Origin of the sequence: Sphingopyxis lindanitolerans, assembly GCF_002993885.1 — a bacterium.
In the GTDB taxonomy this organism is placed as follows: domain Bacteria; phylum Pseudomonadota; class Alphaproteobacteria; order Sphingomonadales; family Sphingomonadaceae; genus Sphingopyxis; species Sphingopyxis lindanitolerans.
In genome coordinates this window covers 783234-804617 of the sequence record NZ_CM009578.1, presented here as the reverse complement: position 1 = coordinate 804617, position 21384 = coordinate 783234, and the positions used below count along the sequence as shown (strand labels likewise).

Annotated in this window: 19 protein-coding genes; 8 read left to right on the top strand and 11 right to left on the bottom strand. The window is 64.8% G+C overall.

All coding sequences use genetic code 11. From position 1 onward, the window contains the following. Positions 1–3: 3 nt before the first annotated feature. Positions 4–1050: a rod shape-determining protein gene (locus CVO77_RS03835; RefSeq protein WP_105997969.1), complete on the bottom strand. Its 1047-nt coding sequence runs from the start codon at positions 1048–1050 to the stop codon at positions 4–6. A 195-nt stretch (positions 1051–1245) separates the two neighbouring features. Between CVO77_RS03835 and mutL the strand changes: the two genes are divergently transcribed. The 3 genes from mutL (at position 1246) to CVO77_RS03820 (ending at position 4187) form a co-directional block, all read left to right on the top strand. Then, positions 1246–3060 (top strand): DNA mismatch repair endonuclease MutL, encoded by a 1815-nt coding sequence (mutL, locus tag CVO77_RS03830; RefSeq protein WP_105997968.1) that lies wholly within the window; start codon positions 1246–1248, stop codon positions 3058–3060. Positions 3061–3159: 99 nt separating this feature from the next. Next, the gene (locus CVO77_RS03825; RefSeq protein ID WP_242446088.1) at positions 3160–3537 is read left to right on the top strand and encodes a hypothetical protein; all 378 of its coding nucleotides are present in this window, start codon (positions 3160–3162) and stop codon (positions 3535–3537) included. A gap of 116 nt (positions 3538–3653) precedes the next feature. Beyond that, positions 3654–4187 (top strand): hypothetical protein, encoded by a 534-nt coding sequence (locus CVO77_RS03820; protein ID WP_242446087.1) that lies wholly within the window; start codon positions 3654–3656, stop codon positions 4185–4187. Positions 4188–4350: 163 nt separating this feature from the next. On the opposite strand, the gene CVO77_RS03815 is transcribed toward CVO77_RS03820, so the two are convergent. Together CVO77_RS03815 and CVO77_RS03810 are read right to left on the bottom strand one after the other, a co-directional pair. Beyond that, complete coding sequence (locus CVO77_RS03815; protein WP_105997967.1) at positions 4351–5922, bottom strand: alkaline phosphatase D family protein; 1572 nt, start codon at positions 5920–5922, stop codon at positions 4351–4353. Between the two features lie 55 nt (positions 5923–5977). Beyond that, on the bottom strand, positions 5978–6715 hold the full coding sequence (locus tag CVO77_RS03810) for a glutaredoxin family protein (protein ID WP_105997966.1): 738 nt from the start codon (positions 6713–6715) through the stop codon (positions 5978–5980). A gap of 41 nt (positions 6716–6756) precedes the next feature. On the opposite strand from CVO77_RS03810, the gene CVO77_RS03805 reads away from it, so the two are divergent. Continuing rightward, positions 6757–7158, top strand: coding sequence for a MerR family transcriptional regulator (locus tag CVO77_RS03805; protein ID WP_105997965.1), 402 nt, complete (start codon positions 6757–6759; stop codon positions 7156–7158). Positions 7159–7284: 126 nt separating this feature from the next. On the opposite strand, the gene ychF is transcribed toward CVO77_RS03805, so the two are convergent. From ychF to CVO77_RS03770, 7 genes are all read right to left on the bottom strand, one after another. Continuing rightward, a complete protein-coding gene (ychF, locus tag CVO77_RS03800) occupies positions 7285–8382 on the bottom strand; it encodes a redox-regulated ATPase YchF (protein WP_105997964.1) in 1098 nt (365 codons plus the stop codon). A 95-nt stretch (positions 8383–8477) separates the two neighbouring features. Next, entirely contained in the window at positions 8478–9047 is a 570-nt protein-coding gene (gene pth, locus CVO77_RS03795; RefSeq protein ID WP_105997963.1) for an aminoacyl-tRNA hydrolase, read from the bottom strand. A 167-nt stretch (positions 9048–9214) separates the two neighbouring features. Next, positions 9215–9847, bottom strand: a complete 633-nt coding sequence (locus tag CVO77_RS03790; protein ID WP_192878863.1) for a 50S ribosomal protein L25/general stress protein Ctc — start codon at positions 9845–9847, stop codon at positions 9215–9217. Positions 9848–10078: 231 nt separating this feature from the next. Beyond that, complete coding sequence (locus CVO77_RS03785) at positions 10079–10972, bottom strand: TraB/GumN family protein (RefSeq protein WP_105997961.1); 894 nt, start codon at positions 10970–10972, stop codon at positions 10079–10081. Then, on the bottom strand, positions 10972–11904 hold the full coding sequence (locus CVO77_RS03780) for a TraB/GumN family protein (protein ID WP_105997960.1): 933 nt from the start codon (positions 11902–11904) through the stop codon (positions 10972–10974). The genes CVO77_RS03785 and CVO77_RS03780 overlap by 1 nt, the downstream gene beginning before the upstream one ends. A 67-nt stretch (positions 11905–11971) precedes the next feature. Next, positions 11972–12619, bottom strand: a complete 648-nt coding sequence (locus CVO77_RS03775) for a hypothetical protein (protein ID WP_242446086.1) — start codon at positions 12617–12619, stop codon at positions 11972–11974. After that, complete coding sequence (locus CVO77_RS03770) at positions 12585–12800, bottom strand: helix-turn-helix transcriptional regulator (RefSeq protein WP_105997959.1); 216 nt, start codon at positions 12798–12800, stop codon at positions 12585–12587. Before CVO77_RS03770 ends, CVO77_RS03775 begins: the two co-directional genes overlap by 35 nt. 258 nt (positions 12801–13058) lie before the next feature. Here CVO77_RS03770 and CVO77_RS03765 point away from each other — a divergent pair, with 258 nt between their 5' ends. The 4 genes from CVO77_RS03765 to CVO77_RS03750 all read left to right on the top strand — a co-directional run bounded on the left by CVO77_RS03765 (position 13059) and on the right by CVO77_RS03750 (position 20517). After that, positions 13059–13940, top strand: a complete 882-nt coding sequence (locus tag CVO77_RS03765; RefSeq protein ID WP_106000615.1) for a glycine--tRNA ligase subunit alpha — start codon at positions 13059–13061, stop codon at positions 13938–13940. Next, positions 13937–16300: a glycine--tRNA ligase subunit beta gene (glyS, locus tag CVO77_RS03760; protein WP_106000614.1), complete on the top strand. Its 2364-nt coding sequence runs from the start codon at positions 13937–13939 to the stop codon at positions 16298–16300. The genes CVO77_RS03765 and glyS overlap by 4 nt, the downstream gene beginning before the upstream one ends. 199 nt (positions 16301–16499) lie before the next feature. Beyond that, positions 16500–19160 carry a pyruvate, phosphate dikinase gene (gene ppdK, locus CVO77_RS03755; RefSeq protein ID WP_105997958.1) on the top strand — a complete coding sequence of 887 codons (2661 nt, stop codon included), beginning with the start codon at positions 16500–16502 and terminating at the stop codon, positions 19158–19160. 220 nt (positions 19161–19380) lie between these two features. Beyond that, on the top strand, positions 19381–20517 hold the full coding sequence (locus CVO77_RS03750) for a sensor histidine kinase (RefSeq protein ID WP_158257988.1): 1137 nt from the start codon (positions 19381–19383) through the stop codon (positions 20515–20517). Between the two features lie 21 nt (positions 20518–20538). On the opposite strand, the gene CVO77_RS03745 is transcribed toward CVO77_RS03750, so the two are convergent. Then, entirely contained in the window at positions 20539–21345 is an 807-nt protein-coding gene (locus CVO77_RS03745) for a LytR/AlgR family response regulator transcription factor (RefSeq protein ID WP_105997956.1), read from the bottom strand. Between the last annotated feature and the right edge of the window lie 39 nt (positions 21346–21384).

Sequence of the window (21384 nt, the reverse complement as noted above, 5' to 3'; positions counted from 1 at the left end):
CGATCAGGCTTGCTGCAACACGCCGCGGAAGGCCGGATCCTCCATCGCGCGGCCGGTGCCGATCGCAACGCAGGTCAGCGGATCCTCGGCCACCGTGACCGGCAGGCCGGTCGCGTCGCGCAGCAGTTCGTCGAGTTCGGCGATCAGCGCGCCGCCGCCGGTCAGGACGATGCCCTGGTCGACGATGTCGGCCGCGAGTTCGGGCGCGGTGTTCTCGAGCGCGATCCGCACGCCCTCGACGATCGTGCCGATCGGTTCGGACAGCGCCTCGGCGATCTGCGCCTGGTTGATCGAGATTTCCTTGGGCACGCCGTTGACGAGGTCGCGGCCCTTGATGTGGATGGTCAGGCCGACGCCGTCGGCGGGGATGCGCGCGATCCCGAAATCCTTCTTGATCCGCTCGGCGGTCGCTTCGCCGATCAGGAGATTGTGGTGACGGCGGACATAGGAGACGATCGATTCGTCCATCTTGTCGCCGCCCGCGCGGACCGAGGTGGTGTAGGCAAGGCCTCGGAGCGACAGCACCGCGACTTCGGTGGTGCCGCCGCCGATGTCGACGACCATCGACCCGATCGGTTCGGTGACCGGCATGTCGGCGCCGATCGCGGCCGCCATCGGCTCCTCGATCAGCCACACTTCGCTGGCGCCCGCGTTCGACGCGGCGTCGCGGATCGCGCGGCGCTCGACGCTGGTCGAGCCCGAGGGGACGCAGATCACGATTTCGGGGCTGCGGAACGCATTGGGCTTGCCGCCGTGGACCTTGGTGATGAAATGCTTGATCATCTGCTCGGCGACGTCGATGTCGGCGATGACGCCGTCGCGCAGCGGGCGGATCGCCTCGATGCTGTCGGGGGTCTTGCCCATCATCAGCTTGGCGTCGTCGCCGACCGCCTTGACCCGCTTGATGCCGTTGAGCGTCTCGACCGCGACGACCGAAGGCTCGTTGAGCACGATCCCCTTGCCGCGCACATAGACGACCGTGTTCGCGGTGCCGAGGTCGATTGCCATGTCTTGGGAATTGAATTTGAACCAGCGAGAAAAGAAGGACATCGATACTGCTTCCTGCCATCGAAGCCGCGTCCCTGATGGACACGCCCCTGTCGTGATTTCACCCGTGCGCCCCGGGCCGGCGACAGCTACAATCAGGGGGAGATTCCGGCTCGTCCACGGGGGGCTGGCTGGACAAAACGATCAGGCTGTGCGGGTGGGTCGCGATTTGCGTCCGACTGCGCTACGAGAGGCCCCATGTCAATACGTCGCCTGCCGGAAAAGCTCGTAAATCGGATCGCAGCCGGTGAAGTGGTCGAAAGACCCGCCGCAGCGCTGAAAGAACTGGTTGAAAACGCCATCGATGCGGGTTCGACTCGCATTGCGGTGCGAATCGCCGAAGGCGGGATTTCGCGGCTCGAGGTCGAGGATGACGGCTGCGGCATGACCGCCGCCGACATGGCGCTCGCGCTCGAACGCCATGCGACGTCGAAGCTCCAGGGCGACGCGATCGAGGATGTCACGACGCTCGGCTTTCGCGGCGAAGCCTTGCCCTCGATCGCCAGCGTCGCGCGGCTGACGCTCGAAAGCCGGATGCCGGACGGCGACGGCTGGCGGCGCGTCGTCGACAATGGCGCGCTCGCGGCCGAGGGGCCCGCGGCGCTCGCCAAAGGCACCCGCGTCTGCGTCGAGGATCTGTTCGCGCGCGTCCCCGCCCGCCGCAAATTCCTGCGCAGCGCCCGCAGCGAATATGCCGCGTGCCTCGACGTCGTGAAGCGGCTTGCGATGGCGCGCCCCGATGTCGGCTTCACCGTCGAGCATGATGGGCGCCGCGTCCTCGACGTGCAGGGCGGGCAGGACCGGCTGACGCGCGTCGCGGCGCTCACCAGCCGCGATCTCGCCGCGAACAGCATCGGCGTCGATGTCGACCGCGGCGAGGTGCATCTGGGCGGCGTCGTCAGCCTGCCGACCTACAATCGCGGCATTGCCGATCATCAATATCTCTTCGTCAACGGCCGTCCGGTGAAGGACCGGCTGCTCGTCGGGGCCTTGCGCGGCGCCTATGCCGATCTGCTCGCGCGCGATCGTCACCCGGTCGTCGCGCTGTTCCTCGACGTTCCGACGAGCGAAGTCGACGTCAACGTCCACCCCGCCAAGACCGAAGTGCGCTTTCGCGATCCGCAACTCGTTCGCGGGATGATCGTCGGCGGCCTCCGCCGCGCGCTCGACGAACAGGGTTTTCGCAGCGTCCAGCGCCCCGCCGCCGCGGCGCTGGCGGCGTGGCAGCAGGAACCGGCGCCGCCGCCCGAGCCCGCGACCGGCTTCCTCTTCGGCCGCCGCACCGAACCCGCAATCCACCTGTTCGGCACCGACCTGCCGCCGGCCAACGAAGCGGTCGCGCGCGTCTACGACCGGCTCGTCCCCTTCGCCTCAGCCGCGCCGCTCGCGGGCCGCGCCGAGGTCGCCGAAATCGCGCCGCCCCAGGCCGACGAGCATCCGCTCGGCATCGCGCGCGGGCAGATCGCCAAAACCTATATCGTCGCCGAGGCCGAGGACGGGCTCGTCATCGTCGACCAGCACGCCGCCCACGAACGGCTGGTGCTCGAACAACTCCGCCGCGGCATGGGCGGGCAGGCGGTTCCCTCGCAAGGCCTGCTGCTTCCCGAGATCGTCGAACTCGACGAGCCTGCGTGCGACCGGCTCGAAGCCGCGGCGCCGCAGCTTGCCGCGCTCGGCGTCGAACTCGAACGCTTCGGCCCCGCCGCGGTGATGGTGCGCGCGACCCCGGCGATGCTGGGGGCGATCGACTGCCACAAACTCGTCACCGACATCGCCGACGACCTCGCGGGCTACGACGCCGCGCTCGGCCTCAACGAAAAGCTCGAACTGGTCGCCGCGACGATGGCCTGCCACGGCTCGGTGCGCGCCGGGCGCACGCTCAACGTCGCCGAAATGAACGCGCTGCTCCGCCAGATGGAGGTGACGCCGCATTCGGGCCAGTGCAACCATGGGCGGCCGACGTGGGTGAAGCTGGCGATGGACCAAGTTGAGAAACTTTTTGGCAGAAAATGAATGATTTAGCTTGGTATTTTACAAGTGGGGCGACCGTGCTTAGCAAGCTTCTGCTTTCGACCCGTTGTAGACACTCCACGCGCAAGCTAAGTTAAACTTATGAGCAATTCAAAATATTCAGGAATGACACTGAACGAGCGCTTGTTCTCGGCAGGACTTATAGAGCGCTTTGATAAGGCGCTTGAAGAGCGAGACCGAGCAACGCTTGAAGACCTGCTCGTCCGTGTGGAGACCGAGCCGAACCTCGCTAACGCTTTATTGGGTGATAGTTTTGAGTGCTGGTTTTGCGGATTGGGAATAGATCGGACTGACAGTCTCGCGTTGTCTATTGGCGCTCGGAATTTATGGAACGGGGATGCGGAAGCAGAACCTACTCAGATAATCTACGCCCATTGGCATTGTGCTGAAACGCGAATGAAGGGTGCTACAATGAACTTAGAACGCGATACATTCTTGCCCGATGAAGGCGACAGCTAAAGCCCTCAAACGCCAGCAAATCAAGAGGATGCCCCGCAATTAAGCCAAAAACGCTGTTGCAACTTGGGTGAAGCTGGCGATGGGCGATGTCGAGAGGCTGTTCGGGAGGAAATAGGATGAAGCGTCATGTTGCGGCGGTTTTGCTGACCACGTCCCTGATCGGCGTCACGACGATCGCCGCCAAGCCGGCAAAGCCCGCTCCCGCCTGCGCGGCGGGCGCGGTCCTCCCGCCCGACCTTGCCAACTGGTCGCGCGCGGCGTCGAGCAAGACCATCTATGGCTATGGCGAATCGCGTGCCGCCGACTGGCCGTCGCTCGGCGCCGCGCGCACCACCCTGTCGCTGCACAAGGCCGAAAGCCTGCGTTATTGGCTGCCGCCCGAACGCAAAGCCGACGTCTTCAAATATGGCGGCATGGTGCCGATCGAGGTCAAGGCGCCGGGCCGACTGGTCGTCGCGCTCGGCGCGGGCGCATGGATCGACCTCGTCCGCGACGGCAAGCTCGTAAAATCGGCGGCGCACAGCCACGGCCCCGCCTGCTCGGGCATCCGCAAGATGGTCGAATATGACGTCGCCCCCGGCCGCTACCTGCTCCAGATTTCGAGCGCCCCCGCCGCGTCGATCGACGCGATGGCGATCCTGCGCGACTGATCGGCCTCAAGATTCGCCAAAATTCCGTGTGTCCCCGCGAAGGCGGGGACCCATCTCCGGTGGGCGCCATCTGGAACCGGTCGATGATGGCCCCCCCCGCCTTCGCGGGGGAACATGCCTTTTTCAAAACATCGGTCGTTGCCGCTGTCGTCCCGCTCGCCGTTCAGGCCGACATCTTGATCCCCGCGACACCATTCTCGACGACCCCCGTCGCGCGCTTCGACAGCGTGTTCACCGGCGCCGTCACCTTGTCGACGACCATGAAATGCGTCTGCCACGCCTCGCGGCCGACCTCGCAGACCATATAGCCACGCTGGTCGTTGGCGAATTTGAGTTCGGGATTGAGCTTCAGGAAAACGTCGGTGCCCTTGCGCAGGTCGCTGCCGTCGCCGCCGCTGCTGATCGAGGTGCCGACGAATTCGGCGCCGACGACCTTGTCCTTCAAGATCAGGTCGCCGCAGAAATTCTGATGCTCGTCGCCGGTCAGCACGACCGCGTTCTTGAGCCCCGCGAAGCGCGACAATATGCGCTCGCGCGGCGCTTCATAACCCGCCCAGCCGTCGAGGTTGAGGATCTTCTTCGGCTCGTCCTCGTTCCGGCGGCGGTCGAGCGACATCATCGTCACCTGCTGCGCGATGCCGTTCCACGTCGCGCCGCCCTTCGCCAGATTCCTGGCGAGCCAATCCTCCTGCGCCTTGCCGAGAACCTCGGCGTCCTTTGCGAACACCTCGGGGCAGGCGGGCTTGAAACCGTCGCCGCACGGCTGGTTGTCGCGATATTGGCGGGTGTCGAGCACCTGCATCGCCATCAGGTCGCCATAGCGCAGTTCGCGGTTCGCCGCGATGAAGCCCCCCCTGGGGAGCAGCGCCTTGCGCACCGGCATATGCTCGTACCACGCCTGGAACGCCGCCTGTCGGCGCAGCATGAAGATTTCGGGCGGAGCGGCCTCGGGGTCGTTGCCGTCGAGGCCCATCTTCCAATCGTCATGGTCCGACACCCAGTCGTTGCGGATCTCGTGATCGTCGAAGCTGGAGATGAAGGCATGGACCGACCGCGCCGCCTGCATGTCGATGTCGAGCAGAGTCTGCGTATAGGCGGTGCGAAAATCGCTCAGATCCTGCAATCCGCGCAGCGCATATTTGCGCACCGGGCGCACCGGCAGGCCATCGGGAAACAGATAATCCTGCTGATATTCATAGATGAAATCGCCATAATGATAGACGAAGGCAAGCTCCTCGCGGGCGAGGTGGCGATAGGCGCCATAAAAGCCCGATTCATAATGCTGGCAGCCGCAGACCCCGAATTTCAGCGCGTCGGCGCGCGCGCCGACCATGGGCAGGGTGCGCGCGCGACCGCGCAGGCTGCGCTCGCCGCCCGCGGTGAAGCGGTAATAATAGGGGCGGTCGGGCTTCAGCCCCGCGACCTCGACATGGACGCTATGCCCCAGTTCGGGCCGCGCGAGGTCGGTGCCCTTGGCGGCGATGGTGCGAAAGCCGCTATCCTCGGCGACTTCCCATTCGACCGGGACATTGACCAGCGGCATGCCGCCGTGCGGCGTCATCGCGTCGGGCGCGAGGCGGGTCCAGATCACGAAGCCGTCGCTCGCCGGATCGCCCGCCGCGACCCCCAGGCTGAACGGGAAATCGCGAAAGAAGCCTGCCTCGGCGCGCAGGATCGCGGGGGCGGACAGGCCCGCAAGCGTGGCGGTGGCTAGGAAATGGCGGCGGTTCAGCATGGGCGCTCCACGGGCAAGGACGACTCAACGCCAGCGGCATAGCCCAGCTATCCGGTCAGAACCACATCCGCGCCATCCACAGCGCCATCGCGACCATCATGACATTCTCGGTCAGCGAGACGAAGCCGAGCGGCACCTTGCTGCTGCCGCCGACGCAGGCGCATTTGATGTCGCGCTTGTCGATATAGACCGCCTTGAACACCGACACCGCGCCGATGCCGCCGATGAACAGCGCGACCGGGATCGACAGCCAGTTCGCCGCATGCGCGGTCATCAGCACCCCCGCCAGCCCCTCGGCAAAGGGATAGATGCTCGCATAGGGCACCCAGCGCCGCGCGAGCAGGTCGTAATTCAGGAACATCGTCGCGAATTTGTCGACGTCCTGCAATTTCAGCAGCGCCAGCACGATCATGCTGAACGAGATGAACCATTCGGCGGCGCGCAGCGTGAAGGCGTCGCCGTCGACCGCAAAGCTCGCCGCGAGCGCGGTCAGCGCGGTCATCGCGAACAGCGCGATCACCGGGGTGTAGCTGGTGGCGTCGGGGTCAGCGACCTTCAGCCCGAAATGGCGGCGCAAATCGTCGTAACCGCCGATGCGCACCCCGTCGATGAAGGTCTGCGGCGTCGTCTTGACGTCCTGCTCGGCCTTGAAGGCGTCGGTCTGCTCGCGCGTCGTCAGCCAGCGATCGTCGACCGCGAAACCGCGGCGTTCGAGGAGATGCTTTGCCTTGAGGCCATAGGGGCAGGTGTGCCCGGGCATGACCATGCGATGGAGGATTGCCTGTTTCGTCATGCCCCCCATATAGGGTCCGTACCATAGTACGGAGTCAAGCGATGCAGTTCACAATCGGAAAATTGGCGGTCGCGGGCGGCGTCGGGGTCGAAACGATACGCTATTACCAGCGCCGCGGCCTGATGGGCACACCGATGCGCAGCGGCGGCGACGGCTGGGGCGGCGGCGTGCGCCGCTATGACGGCGACGATCTTCGCCGCCTGAAATTCATCCGCGCGGCGCAGGCGTCGGGCTTCACGCTCGACGAAATATCCGAACTGCTCGCGCTCGAGGAAAGCGACGACCGCGTCCGCGTCCGCGCGCTCGCGCATCAGCGGATCGCGGTGCTCGACGCGAAGATCGCCCAAATGACCGAAACCCGCGCCGCCCTCGCCCGCCTCGCCGACCAATGCGCGGCGAGCGACCGGGGACCGTGTCCGATATTGGCGGCGTTCGAGCCATAACACGTCATTGCGAGGAGCGTAGCGACGAAGCAATCTCCAGCCATCGAACTTGCGCGAGGTCGATGGCTGGAGATTGCTTCGTCGCTACGCTCCTCGCAATGACGAAGTTTAAGGGCGCAACGCGGATCAACTATGCAAAAAGTGCATCACGTCGCCGTCCTGCACGCCATAGGCCTTGCCTTCGGCGCGCAGCTTGCCGGCTTCGCGGGCCTTGGTCTCGCCGCCCAGCGCGACATAATCGTCAAAGGCGATCGTCTCGGCGCGGATGAAGCCCTTCTGGAAATCGCTGTGGATCTCGCCCGCGGCTTCGGGGGCCGTGGCGCCGGTATGGACGGTCCACGCCCGCGCTTCCTGCGGCCCGACGGTGAAGAAGGTGATCAGGTGGAGCAACTCATAGCCGGCGCGGATCACCCGCGCGAGGCCGGTTTCGTGCAGCCCCATCTCCTCGAGGAACTCGAGCCGGTCGGCCATGTCCATCGTCACCAGCTCGCTTTCGATCGCCGCCGACACGACGACCGCCTGCGCACCCTCGGCCGCCGCCTTGGCAAAGACTTTTTCCGAAAAAGCATTGCCGTTCGCGGCGCTGCCTTCGTCGACATTGCACACATAAAGGACGGGCTTCGAGGTCAGGAGCTGCGCGGTGCGCAGCACGCGGGCTTCCTCGTCGTCGCGCGGCGCGGTCAGCCGCGCCGGCTTGCCTTCGCGCAAGAGGTCGAGCGCCTGGCCCAGCACCGATGCGGCGATCTTCGCTTCCTTGTCGCCCTGCGCGGCCTTCTTGGCAAAGGCGGGGACGCGCTTCTCGAGGCTTTCGAGATCGGACAGCAGCAGCTCGGTCTCGACCGTCTCGGCATCCGCCACCGGATCGACGCGGTTTTCGACATGCTGGATGTCGTCATCCTCGAAACAGCGCAGGACGTGGACGATCGCGTCGACTTCGCGGATGTTGCCGAGGAACTGGTTGCCCAGCCCTTCGCCCTTCGACGCCCCGCGCACCAGCCCCGCGATATCGACGAAGGCGAGCTGGGTCGCGATGATCTTCTTGCTGCCCGCGATTCCGGCCAGCGTGTCGAGCCGCGCATCGGGCACCGCGACATTGCCGATATTGGGCTCGATCGTGCAGAAGGGATAATTCGCCGCCTGCGCCGCCGCGGTTTCGGTCAGCGCGTTGAACAGGGTGGACTTGCCGACATTCGGCAATCCGACGATCCCGCATTTGAAACCCATAAATTCTCCATACGGCGCGGCATCGCGCCGGTCTTTGCCCGCGCCCCTAGCGCCAAGTCGCGCCCGGCGCCAGTCTTGAAGCCCGCCGCCGCCGCTCAGTCGTTCAGGCGCAGCGCCAGGTCATTCTGGAACCGCACATCGTCGCCGTCGGCGAGCCAGCCCGCTTCTGCGGCGATCGCGCCGAGCAGGTCGGTCAGCGGCTCGACCTCGCTCTTGTGGTAATTGCCGAGGACATGGCCGGTGACGCGGTCCTTGTGCCCCGGATGGCCGATGCCGATCCGCACGCGACGGAAATCGTCGCCGATGTGGGCGATCATGCTGCGGATGCCATTATGCCCCGCCGCGCCGCCGCCCTGCTTTACCTTCACCTTCATCGGGATGAGGTCGAGTTCGTCATAGAAAGCGGTGACGTCCTGCGGCGTCAGCTTGTAGAAATCCATCGCGGCGCGCACGCTGCGGCCGCTTTCGTTCATGAAGGTGCCGGGTTTCAGGATCAGGACGCGCGTCCGGCCGATGCGGCCGTCCTGGATCCAGCCCTGGAATTTCTTCGCGGGAGCGGGAAAGCCATGCGTGGCGGCGATGACGTCGACGGCCATGAAGCCGACATTATGGCGGTGCATCGCATATTGGGGCCCGGGATTACCGAGGCCGACCCAAAGCTGCATGGCAGAGCCTTTCCTCGTCGGGAGAGCGATGGCAACACATCGTCGAATAAAGCAGCCCGTGTCCCCGCGAAGGCGGGGACCCATCACCGGCCGGTGCTATCTTGCACCCTCCGGTGATGGGCACCCGCTTTCGCGGGCGCACACGGCTCTTTTCCCAATAAGGGCGATCAGGCTTCGCCTTCTTCGGCGGCTTCGCCTTCGTCCTTCGACGTGTCGCCGCCGCTCGACTTGAGCGCCGACGGGGCGACGATGGTCGCGATGGTGAAATCGCGGTCGGTGATCGCGCTTTCGACGCCCTTCGGCAGGGTGACGTGGCTGATGTGGATCGAATCGCCGACGTCAAAGCCGGTGAGGTCGATCGTGATGTCGTCGGGAATCTTGTCCGCTTCGCAGACCAGTTCCAGCTCGTGGCGCACGACGTTCAGCACGCCGCCGCGCTTCAGGCCGGGGGCCAATTCCTCGTTCACGAACAGCACGGGGACGCCGACCTGGACCTTGGTGTCCTTCGACACGCGCAGGAAGTCGGCGTGGATCGGACGATCCTTGACCGGGTGGAACGCGACGTCCTTGGGCAGGGTGCGGATGGTCTTGCCGTCAACCTCGATCATCACGACCGAGTTCAGGAAAATGCCGGTCATCAACTGCTTCATCAGCAGCTTTTCCTCGACGTGAATCATCAGGGGTTCTTCCTTGCCGCCATAGACGACGGCGGGGACACGACCGTTGCGACGCAGTTCGCGTGAGGCTCCCTTGCCTCCACGTTCGCGCGTCTCGGCCGTCAGCGTCAGCTGATCGCTCATATATTTTCTCCGAGTTCGGTTACACAGTTCCGCCACGCCTCCAGGGATGACCATGACGGAAGCGCGGGCGCATAGCGGGGACGCGGCGGAAATGCAAGCGGGCAGGGCAATGGGCGGGCCGACCGAAAGCGGACACCTCTTCATCGTCACCCCGGGCTTGACCCGGGATGACGGAGCAGGAGACGGAGCAGGAAAGGCCTTCCTCCCTCCCTATTGCCGAAGCTCATAAGCCTACTGCACTCGCACCACCTCATACCCCTCGGCCGCCAGCATCGCCGGCACGCCATCCTTGCCCACCAGATGCCCCGCGCCGACCGCCATCAGCACGGTGCCCGGCTGGCCCAGACGCTGCTCCACCCACAGGCTCCAACGCCGGTTGCGGTCGGTGATGATCGCCTTGCGCGCCGCAGGGACCTCGTCGATGTCCTCGTTCACGATCGTCGTCAGCGCCCCGACATCGCCGCGCGACCAGGCCGCCGCCATGGCGCGAATCTCTTCTTTCGCATGGTCCGAATTTTCGGCGGCGCGGACGAGCAGCGCGCGCTGGGCCGCGGGATCGAGCGTTTCGAACAGCATCAATTGCGCTTTCGCGCTCTCCAGCCCGCGGATCGGCTTGCCCGCGCCTCGAAAGGCGGCGGTCAGCCCCGCCTCGACCCCGTCGGCGGGCGACAGGTCGGCGCGCTCGGCGACGCGCTGGCCCATCAGGACCAGCACCGCCCAATCGTCGAGGCCGTCGCCGCCCAACGGTTCGCCATCCTCGATCGCGCGATAGCCGGCGAGCGCCTTCGCCGGCAGCCGCGCGTTCATCGCCAGCGGCGCCGCGCGCGGGGCAAGCGTCTGGAAAATCGCGCCCGCCTTCGCAAGCTCGCGGGGCGACAGTTCGAGCATCAGCTCGTCGGCCTTGTTGATTGCATCGGCGACCTTGCCGCCGTCCCAGTCGGTCCCGGCGGGCAGCGCGTGCATCGTGCCGAGCAGATAGATTTGCGTGTCGTCATCGGCGACCAGCCACATCGCCGGCCGCGCCTCGATCGTCGGCGCGGCGTGGCACGCGGTCAGCAGCAACGGCAAAAGGGCCGCCGCAAGGCGGCGACCCCAGAGCAGGCAAGCGATGCCCCCCGCCGTCATTATTGAACGCGCTTCGCCGTCAGCCCGCGTTCCTTCAGATAGTCCTGAACGCTCTTCTGCCCCGCAAGGTGGCCCGCGCCGACCGCGACGAAGACCGTGCCGGGCTTGTCCATCCGCGCCTTGATCTGGTCGGCCCAGCGCGCGTTGCGGTCCCACAACAGCGTCTTGGTCAGTTCGGGGGTCGCCGCCATGCTTTCGTTCATCGTCGCGGCGAGCTGGTCGGTGTCGCCCTTGCCCCACTGTACGACCATCGTGTCGAGCGTCGGGGCGAGCTTGTCGATATCCTTGACCGTGGCGTTGAGGAACGCGATCTGGCCTTCCTCGGGCAAGGAGTCGAAAAAGCCGAGCTGTTCCTCGAGCGTCTCGAAGCCCGAGATCGGCTTGGCCACCGCCTTGGCCGCCGCGGTCAGCTGCATTTCGGCGCCCTGGGTCGGATCATAGCCGAGCTTGGTCAGCGGCAGCACCGACAAAGTGACCGCCGCGAACCACGGCTTGAACATGTCAAAGGCGTTTGCGGGGACGCCAAGACCAGTGAGCGCGGCCTGATAGGCCGTCAGCGCGTCGGGATCGAGCTTCGTCGACAGGGCCTTGCCGTCCTTGGCCATCGCCAGCGGCATCGTGGCTTTCGCGGCCTCGGCCTGATCCTCGGGCATCACCATTTCGAGCACGAGTTCGTCCGATTTGTCGAACGCCTGCCGGACGGCGCCGTCGAACCAGCCGAGACCGGGCTTCAGCACATGCACCGTGCCGAACAGATAGATGGTGGTGTCGGCATCCTTGACCGCCCACATGCCGGGCTTGACCGCGACTGTCGCCGTCGTGGCGGCGGCGGCGGGTTCCTTGGCAAAGGCGACATTGCCGGGCACCAGCGCGCAATGGGCGAACGGAATGACGGCGCAGCTTGCGGCAAGCGTCTTGAACCAGCTTTTCATCGAAAACACCTTTCAGTCATGGCCTTATGGCCCGATGGGGAGGGAGGGAAAAGGGGGGAGAGTTTAGTCAGCGAAACTTGAACCAGAGATAGACGGCGAGGTTGACCGTCAACGCCAGCACGAACAGCGCCATCGCGTCGATCGGCGGCGCGATATCGGCGCGCCACAGCACCCACCAGACGGGGCAGGGAATGACGAAGGCGTAAAAGCCCGCGACCGCGCCAAGCTGATAGGCATAGCGTTCGTGATCGTCGATCGAACGATGATAAAAGACCATCGCGATCCCCAGCCCGCCGACCCAAAGCGCCGCCAGCAATAGGCCCGTCGTCGGGCTCAGCGCCGCGTTGCTGAAGATTTCGGCGGCGCCGTTCATCTGGCCCGCCTGCATCAGCACCGCGATGACGATACCGAGCGCGAAGGAAAAGGCGAGGCTGACCCAGTAAAGCCGCTTGCGCGGCGACCAGCTGCGCCAGGTGTCGACGTGGCGCCGGAAATAGAGGGTCAGCGCCCCGGCGCCGAACAGAAAGGCGACGAGCGGGCCGACCCACGGCGCCAGCGCGGCGTTGCCGGCCTCGACCGCCGCCTGATTATAGCCCGCAAAGCCGCCCGCCAGCATCGCGGCGGCGAACAGGATCGCGATCGGCGCCAGAACGCCGGGGCCGCGGCGGCGCGGTTGCGGTTCATTCGCCATCGCCGGATCCTTCATGACCGTCATCGAAAATCTCCTCGATCGGCATGGCGAACAGCCGGGCCAGCTTGAAGGCGAGCGGCAGCGACGGGTCATATTTGCCCGTTTCGATCGCGTTCACCGCCTGCCGCGACACGTCGAGCCGGTCGGCCAGTTCGGCCTGGCTCCAACTTCGCATCGCGCGCAACACTTTCAGCTTGTTGTCCACCCGCTGTATCCGTCATGCGTCCCTGACCGAATGTCAGGTCTTATTGACTAAATGACAGGAGTCGCTGACCATGTCAACAAGACCTTACATCGGGACGGGGCAGGGCGATGTGGCGCTATGCGGCACTTTCGCCAACTTCCGCGTCCTTCCCTTGACCCTGCGCCGCCGCTGCGCCAAGGGCAGCGAGAATTGTTGCACCTGCGAAAGAGCGGACTCGTGGCCGACGCGGCGGAAAAGAAACCTCCAAGCTTTCAGGACATGATCCTGACGCTGCACGCCTATTGGAGCGCGCGCGGCTGCGCGATCCTCCAGCCCTATGACATGCGGGTGGGCGCCGGAACCTTTCACCCCGCGACGACGCTGCGCAGCCTCGGCCCCGAACCGTGGAACGTCGCCTATGTCCAGCCGAGCCGCCGCCCGACCGACGGCCGCTATGGCGAGAATCCCAACCGGCTCCAGCATTATTACCAGTATCAAGTGATCCTGAAGCCGTCGCCGGCCGATCTTCAGGACCAATATCTGGGCTCGCTGGCGGCGATCGGCATCGACCCGCTGCTCCACGACATCCGCTTTGTCGAGGATGACTGGGAATCGCCGACGCTCGGCGCGTGGGGGCTGGGCTGGGAAGTCTGGTGCGACGGCATGGAGGTCAGCCAGTTCACTTACTTCCAGCAGATGGGCGGCTATGACTGCAAGCCCGTCGCCGGCGAACTGACCTATGGCCTCGAACGCCTCGCCATGTATATCCAGAATGTCGACAATGTGTACGACCTGCGCTTTTCCGACGCGGTCGGCGACGTCGCGGCGGTCAGCTATGGCGACGTCTTCCTCGAAAATGAAAAGCAGTTCTCGAAATGGAATTTCGAGGTCGCCGACACCGACACGCTCTTCGCGGGCTTCAAGGCGGCCGAGGCCGAATGCCAGCGCGCGATTGCCGCGAATGTGCCCTTGGCTGCCTATGACCAGGCGATCGAGGCGAGCCATTTGTTCAACCTGCTCCAGGCGCGCGGCGTGATCAGCGTCCAGGAACGCGCCAACTATATGGCGCGCGTCCGCGACCTCGCGAAGGGAAGCTGCAAGGCGTGGATCGACAGCCAGTCCGAACGCTGGGCCGCGAACCATCCGGGGTGGACGCTGTGACCGATTTCCTTCTTGAACTGCGCAGCGAGGAGATTCCGGCGCGGATGCAGGCCGGCGCGCGCGCCGAACTCGAAAAGCTGTTCCGCGCACAGCTCGGCGCCGCGGGCCTCGAAGCGGGCGAGCTTACCATCTGGTCGACCCCGCGCCGCCTCGCGCTGATCGCCAAGGGTCTTCCCGAAGCGACCGCCGCGGTAAGCGAAGAACTCAAAGGTCCGCGCAGCAGTGCGCCGCCGCAGGCGCTCGAGGGTTTTCTGCGCAAGACCAGCCTGACTCAGGACCAGCTTCAGGATCGCGACGGCACATGGTTCGCGGTGATCGACAAGCCCGGCCGTGCGACCGCAGAGGTGCTGGCCGAGGCGATCCCCGCGATCGTCCGCGCCTTTGCCTGGCCCAAGGCGATGCGCTGGGGCAAGGCGAGTGCGAGCAGCGAAAGCCTGCGCTGGGTCCGCCCGCTGTCGGGCATCGTCGCGATTTTCGGCGAAAAGCTGATTGCGTGTGAAGTCAGCGGGATTGCCGCCGGTTTCGCGACCCGCGGCCACCGCTTCCACTGTCCCGGCGAGATCACCATCGGCTCGGCGGCCGACTATGCCGAAAAGCTGCGGGCGTGCCACGTCATCGTCGACCAGGAAGAACGCCAGTCGATCATCCGCACCGGCGCCGCCAAGGCCGCCGCCGACGCCGGGCTGACGCTCGTCGCGGACGAAGGTCTGGTAATCGAGAACGCCGGCCTCACCGAATGGCCGGTGCCGCTGCTCGGCCGCTTCGACGAAGCATTTCTGGAGGTGCCGCCCGAGGTCATCCAGTTGACGGCGCGCGTGAACCAGAAATATTTCGTCGTGAACGATGCGAACGGCAAGCTCGCCAACGGCTTCGTCTGCACCGCGAATATCGACGCGGTCGATGGCGGCGCGGAGATCGTTGCGGGCAACCGCAAGGTGCTGGCGGCGCGTTTGTCCGATGCGCGTTTCTTCTGGGATCAGGATCGCAAGACCAAGCTGGAAGATCACGCGAAGAAACTCGACCGCATCACGTTCCACGAGAAGCTGGGCACCGTCGCCGACAAGGTTGAGCGGGTGGCGAAGCTGGCACGGTGGTTGGTTGAAGAGGGCATCGTCACTGAATCCCCCTCCCGCTTGCGGGAGGGGTTAGGGGAGGGCCTGTCTGCGTCGCCCACCCCAACAAGCCCTCCCCCGACCCCTCCCGTAAGCGGGAGGGGAGATTTGGCCGACCAGGCCGAACGCGCCGCGCGGCTGGCGAAGGCCGACCTCGTTACCGAAATGGTCGGAGAATTCCCCGAATTGCAGGGCCTGATGGGCGGCTATTACGCCCGCGCCGAAGGCTTGCCCAATGCTGTCGCCGACGCAATCCGCGACCATTACAAGCCGGTCGGGCAGGGCGACGACGTGCCGACCGCGCCGGCGACGGTGGCTGTGGCGCTGGCGGATAAGCTGGATACGCTTGTTGCCTTCTTTGCTATTGGAGAACCTCCGACGGGATCGAAGGACCCGTTTGCACTTAGGCGTGCCGCGATATCCATCATTCGCATCATCATCGAAAACGATCTTCGGACCTATATCAACACGTTGACGAGTCTCGCAGCGATTGAGTTGGTACCACTGATTTCTGGCACTCGCGTCGCAGCGATAGTTGTGCGCGATCTGGAAGCACTTGGCAGGGCAAATCTAATCGATCAGTTTGATCGCAAAGAGTATCTTGAGCATCTGCGTAGTGAGACGGAAGAACCCGATTACATCGCCACTTTGCATCGTGACATTTACAGCGTGCTGCCGTTTGTTGCCGACCGCCTCAAAGTCCAGCAGCGCGAAGCCGGCGTTCGGCACGACCTGATCGATGCGGTGTTCGCCCTCGGTGGCGAGGACGATCTTGTCCGCCTGCTCGCGCGCGTGAACGCGTTGCAGGCGTTCATGGCGACCGAGGACGGCGCGAACCTGCTCGCGGGCTACAAGCGCGCGGCGAATATCCTGAAGCAGGCGGGCGAGACGTCCCCCTCCCGCTTGCGGGAGGGGCTAGGGGAGGGCATGTCTGATGCCGCTTCCGACGAAACAGGCCCTCCCCCGACCCCTCCCGCAAGCGGGAGGGGGGAATACGAACCGGCGGAAAGCGCGCTGCTCGCCGCGCTCGACGCCGCCGAACCCGCCGCCTCCGCCGCGGTCGCCGACGAACGCTTCACCGACGCGATGGCCGCGCTGGCCAGCCTCCGCGCCCCGATCGACGCCTTTTTCGACGGCGTGATGGTCAACGACCCCGACGAAGCGGTCCGCGCCTACCGGCTCGGCCTGCTCGCGAGATTTACCGGCGCGGTGCATGGCGTCGCGGATTTCTCGAAGATCGAAGGATAGGACCGGCATAGGAAATCCCGTTCGTGTCGAACGAAGTCGAGACACCGTGAAGGCACGAGCGACAGATGGGCATCTCGACTTCGCTCGATGCGAACGGATTTGAGAAGCCTTGAGAATGACAAAGTAAAACTGAATCGACCAACTGGTATTGCATACCTATCCAGCCGCGACCTCCTCCCCGGGGCAGCAGGAGTTAGACATGACGACGATGGTGCATTTGTTCGGCGGCGACGTGACGACAAGCGAACGCTCGAAGGATTTGCTGGGCGGCAAGGGATCGAATCTCGCCGAAATGGCCTCGATCGGCCTGCCGGTGCCGCCGGGCTTTACGATCACCACCGACGTCTGCACCGCCTATTATGCCCATGGCGAGCAATTCCCGGCTGGCTTGGTCGAAGAGGTCGAAAGCGGAATCGCGCATATCGAGGGGATCACCGGCCGGCGCTTCGGCGACGCCGCGAACCCGCTGCTCGTCTCGGTCCGTTCGGGCGCGCGCGTGTCGATGCCGGGGATGATGGACACCGTCCTCAACCTCGGGCTCAATGATCGCACCGTCGTCGGCCTGTCCGATGCGTCGGGCGATCCGCGTTTCGCGTGGGACAGCTATCGCCGCTTCGTCCAGATGTACGCCGACGTCGTCATGGGCCTCGACCATGCCGAGTTCGAGGAAGCGCTCGAAATCGCGAAGGAGGACAAGGGCTTTTACCTCGATACCGAGATGTCCGCCGAGGATTGGCAGGCGCTCGTCCGCGACTATCTGGCGATCGTCGAGCGCGAAACCGGCGCGCCCTTCCCGCAGGAGCCGAAGGATCAGCTCTGGGGCGCGATCGGCGCCGTCTTCGCGAGTTGGGAAAGTGACCGCGCAAAAGTCTATCGCCGCCTGAACAGCATCCCCGGCGAATGGGGCACTGCGGTCAATGTCCAGGCGATGGTGTTCGGCAATATGGGCGACACCTCGGCCACCGGCGTCGCCTTCACCCGCGATCCCGCCACCGGCGAGCGCGCCTGGTACGGCGAATGGCTGATCAACGCGCAGGGCGAGGATGTCGTTGCGGGTATCCGCACCCCGCAATATCTCACGAAAATCGCGCGCGAAAAGGCGGGCGCCAAGCCGCTGTCGATGGAAGAGGCGATGCCCGACACCTTCGGCGAGCTGGGCCGCGTCTTCGACACGCTCGAAACCCATTATCGCGACATGCAGGACATCGAGTTCACCGTCGAACGCGGGACGCTGTGGATGCTGCAGACGCGCAGCGGCAAGCGCACCGCCAAGGCGGCGCTGCGCATCGCGTGCGAGATGGTGGCCGAAGGGCTGATTTCCGAAGAGGAAGCCGTCGGCCGCGTCGATCCCGGCGCGCTCGACCAGTTGCTCCACCCGACGCTCGACCCCAAGGCGCCGCGCGACGTGCTGACCAAGGGGCTCCCCGCGAGCCCCGGCGCCGCGTCGGGCAGGATCATGTTCGACGCCGACAGTGCGGAGAAAGCCGCGGGCATGGGCGAGGCGGTGATCCTCGTCCGCACCGAAACCTCGCCCGAAGATATCCACGGCATGCACGCTGCGAAAGGCATATTGACCGCGCGCGGCGGGATGACCAGCCACGCGGCGGTCGTCGCGCGCGGCATGGGGCGTCCCTGCGTTTCGGGCGCGGGCGGGCTGTCGATCGACGGCAATGCGCGCGTGCTGCGCGTCGCGGGCCGCGAACTGCGCGAAGGCGACATCCTCACCCTCGACGGATCGACCGGCGAAGTGATGGCGGGCGAGGTTCCGACCCTGCTCCCCGAACTGGTCGGCGATTTCGGCACGCTGATGGGCTGGGCCGACAAGGTGCGCCGCATGAAGGTCCGCACCAACGCCGAAACCCCGCAGGACGCCCAGGTCGCGCGCGATTTTGGCGCCGAGGGCATCGGGCTGTGCCGCACCGAACATATGTTCTTCGACGCCGCGCGCATCACCGCGGTCCGCGAGATGATCCTCGCGGACAGCGAAGCCGGTCGCCGCGCCGCGCTCGCCAAATTGCTGCCCGAACAGCGCGGCGACTTTGCCGCGATCTTCGGCGTGATGGTGGGGCTGCCCGTGACCATCCGCCTGCTCGATCCGCCGCTCCACGAATTCCTGCCGACGCGCGAGGAAGATTTCGCCGAGGTCGCGGCGGCGGCGGGCGTCGGCATCGAAGCGCTCAAGGCCCGCGCCAACGAACTGCACGAATTCAATCCGATGCTCGGCCATCGCGGCTGCCGCCTCGGCGTCACTTACCCCGAAATCTATGAGATGCAGGCGCGCGCGATTTTCGAGGCGGCGTGCGATGTCGCCGCCGCGACCGGCGCGGCGCCGATCCCCGAGGTGATGATCCCGCTGGTCGCGACGCGCCGCGAATTCGACCTGATGAAGGCGGTCGTCGATGCCCAGGCGAAGGCGGTGTTCGCCGAAAAGGGGCGCGAGATCGCCTATCTCGTCGGCACGATGATCGAACTGCCGCGCGCCGCGCTAATGGCGGGCGAGATTGCCGAAACGGCGGAATTTTTCAGCTTCGGCACCAATGACCTGACGCAGACGACGCTCGGGGTCAGCCGCGACGATGCCGGGCGCTTCCTGACGCAATATGTCGACAAGGGCATTTTCGTCACCGACCCGTTCGTCAGCCTCGATGTCGAGGGCGTCGGCCAGCTGATCGAGATCGCCGCGACGCGCGGCCGCAAGACGCGCCCGAACGTCAAACTCGGCATCTGCGGCGAGCATGGCGGCGACGCGCCGAGCATCCATTTCTGCGAGCAGACCGGCCTCGACTATGTCAGCGCCTCGCCCTACCGTGTGCCGATCGCCCGGCTCGCTGCCGCGCAGGCTGCGCTGAAGGCGAAATAAGAACCGTCATCCCGGCCTTTGCTGGAACACCGATGTTATAGTTATCTGGAAATGATCAGTTGATTTCATGAAGCGTTGGGTGCGGTTACTCATCTCATCATGATAAAATCCTCATCATTTGTTTGGGCTCGATCAGGCAGAGTTGCGATACACAGCCGATTTATGCGAGCAATGGACCGTTGCCGAGCATAGCATGGCGCGGCAAGGCGGGGAACGAACGATGATGCGATGGAATAGGGACCGATCGCCCGAATTGCGGCTGGCGTTCCAACTTTCGATGATCCTGTGGCTTGCGTCGAGTACCGTTGTTACGCTCGGCGCGATCTTCTTTGGCCAAATGCACACGGTGAGCGCCTATCTGATCGTGCCAATCACCGTTTGCACCGCGGCGGCGATCACGACTTTGCTTTTTGGGCCGGTCCGGCTGCTTCAGAAGCGGCGGGCGATCGTTGCCGTGCCGGCGATCATCGTCACCATCGCTTTGGCTGCGACTTTACAGACGGCGGCCGATTACGGAACCCAGGCGTTGTTCGTTCCGATTTTCCCGGGTCATGTCATGCCCGACACCAATCCCAAATTGCTGTTGATCACCTGGACCATCTATTTCGCGCTCTATACCTGCAATGCGGCGCTGCTCTGGCTTTCGTTCGTCGCGCATCTTTCCAAGACGCGGGAGATCGCGCTGACGCAGACGAAATTGGACCTGGCCATAGCCGACGCGCGCAGCGCGCAAGCTGAACTGAAGATGTTGCGCCTGCAACTCGACCCGCATTTCATGGTCAATTCGCTGAGCGCCATTTCGACGCTGGCCATCACCAACGACGAGCGGGCCGCCGCCGAGATGGCGGATAGCCTGGCCGATTTCCTGCGCTTTTCGCTCGAGCAATCTGATGGCACCGAACAGCCGCTGATCGACGAGATCGCCCTGACGACCGCCTATCTGAGCGTGGAGAAAATCCGCTTTGGCGATCGTATCCGCGTCGAATTGGATTGCCCGGAAGAGCTGGGGCAAGCGCTGATACCCAATTTCATCCTCCAGCCGTTGGTGGAGAATGCGATGAAGCATGGCTTTAATAGCGCGATGGGAGAGATGAGTCTGAGGATCGCGGCCCGTGCAGTCGACGGCCATCTGATCCTGACGGTTGACGATCATGCGCAGGAAAGGCGCGCGGTGCCCGCGGCGCAAGGGCTGGGCATCGGCCTGGCCAACACGCGGGAGCGGCTGGAAACATTATATGGGTCGGACGCGGTACTGATCACCATCGCGTTGAAGGAGGGATTTCGATCCGAAATACGCCTTCCGGTGAAATTTGCGATTCACGACAGCAACGACGCCCGCGCCAAGGAATTGGCATAGCGTCGATAGGGGGCGTCCGCCTTATCCGGCATCGCCCGGGTTCATTCGTTCGCGCAAGGGCTTGAGATAGGTTCGCCCCACTCGCACCTGTGTGCCGGATCGCAGCAGCACATGGACATGGCCATAGCCGCGGTCGCGTATCGATTCGATACGATCGAGGCGCACCAGTGCGGATCTGCGCACGCGGATGAACTGTTCGCTGCCCAGCCGATCGCTCAGCGCCGTCATGGTGGTCCGCAGCAGAAAGGCCCGCTCGTGATTATGGATATGGACATAGTCGCGTTCCGATTCCGCCCATTCGATGTCACGCGGCAGCAGGCGGACATAATTGCCGCCCCGCTGCGCCCATATCTCCTGTTCGTCACCATCGCCGTCGCTTGATGCGGGCGGCATCTGCCGCCGCAGTTCGTGAACCACGCGTTCGAGATGGGCGGCATATTGCGAGGCGCGTTCCTGCTCGATCTGATCGCGGGCCCGATCCAGCGCGACCTTCAGTCGGTCCGCCCGCACCGGTTTCAGCACATAATCGACCGCGCGCGCGTCAAAGGCGCGGACGGCGTGCTGGTTGAACGCGGTCACGAATATGATCTGCGGGACGTAACCGCCGGTCTGGAGCAGATGTTCGGCCAGTTCGATCCCGTCGAGCCCGGCCATATGGATGTCCAGCAGCAGGACGTCGGGCCGCAGACGGTCGATCTGGGCCAGCGCGTCGAGCGGGTCCTGGGTGGTCGCCACAAGCTCTGCGCCTTCGATTTCTCCCATCAACAGCGTGATGCGGCGGAGCGCCAGTTCCTCGTCATCGACCGCCATGACTTTCAGCGATGTCATTCCAATCCGCTTCCATTTCAAACCGTTGCCCCGTTACGG

Bases quoted from the DNA above. Each gene is read 5' to 3' on its own strand.
- CVO77_RS03835 (WP_105997969.1), bottom strand. From the start codon at position 1,050: ATGTCCTTCTTTTCTCGCTGGTTCAAATTCAATTCCCAAGACATGGCA.
- mutL (WP_105997968.1), top strand. From the start codon at position 1,246: ATGTCAATACGTCGCCTGCCGGAAAAGCTCGTAAATCGGATCGCAGCC.
- CVO77_RS03825 (WP_242446088.1), top strand. From the start codon at position 3,160: ATGAGCAATTCAAAATATTCAGGAATGACACTGAACGAGCGCTTGTTC.
- CVO77_RS03820 (WP_242446087.1), top strand. From the start codon at position 3,654: ATGAAGCGTCATGTTGCGGCGGTTTTGCTGACCACGTCCCTGATCGGC.
- CVO77_RS03815 (WP_105997967.1), bottom strand. From the start codon at position 5,922: ATGCTGAACCGCCGCCATTTCCTAGCCACCGCCACGCTTGCGGGCCTG.
- CVO77_RS03810 (WP_105997966.1), bottom strand. From the start codon at position 6,715: ATGACGAAACAGGCAATCCTCCATCGCATGGTCATGCCCGGGCACACC.
- CVO77_RS03805 (WP_105997965.1), top strand. From the start codon at position 6,757: ATGCAGTTCACAATCGGAAAATTGGCGGTCGCGGGCGGCGTCGGGGTC.
- ychF (WP_105997964.1), bottom strand. From the start codon at position 8,382: ATGGGTTTCAAATGCGGGATCGTCGGATTGCCGAATGTCGGCAAGTCC.
- pth (WP_105997963.1), bottom strand. From the start codon at position 9,047: ATGCAGCTTTGGGTCGGCCTCGGTAATCCCGGGCCCCAATATGCGATG.
- CVO77_RS03790 (WP_192878863.1), bottom strand. From the start codon at position 9,847: ATGAGCGATCAGCTGACGCTGACGGCCGAGACGCGCGAACGTGGAGGC.
- CVO77_RS03785 (WP_105997961.1), bottom strand. From the start codon at position 10,972: ATGACGGCGGGGGGCATCGCTTGCCTGCTCTGGGGTCGCCGCCTTGCG.
- CVO77_RS03780 (WP_105997960.1), bottom strand. From the start codon at position 11,904: ATGAAAAGCTGGTTCAAGACGCTTGCCGCAAGCTGCGCCGTCATTCCG.
- CVO77_RS03775 (WP_242446086.1), bottom strand. From the start codon at position 12,619: ATGACGGTCATGAAGGATCCGGCGATGGCGAATGAACCGCAACCGCGC.
- CVO77_RS03765 (WP_106000615.1), top strand. From the start codon at position 13,059: ATGATCCTGACGCTGCACGCCTATTGGAGCGCGCGCGGCTGCGCGATC.
- ppdK (WP_105997958.1), top strand. From the start codon at position 16,500: ATGACGACGATGGTGCATTTGTTCGGCGGCGACGTGACGACAAGCGAA.
- CVO77_RS03750 (WP_158257988.1), top strand. From the start codon at position 19,381: ATGATGCGATGGAATAGGGACCGATCGCCCGAATTGCGGCTGGCGTTC.
- CVO77_RS03745 (WP_105997956.1), bottom strand. From the start codon at position 21,345: ATGACATCGCTGAAAGTCATGGCGGTCGATGACGAGGAACTGGCGCTC.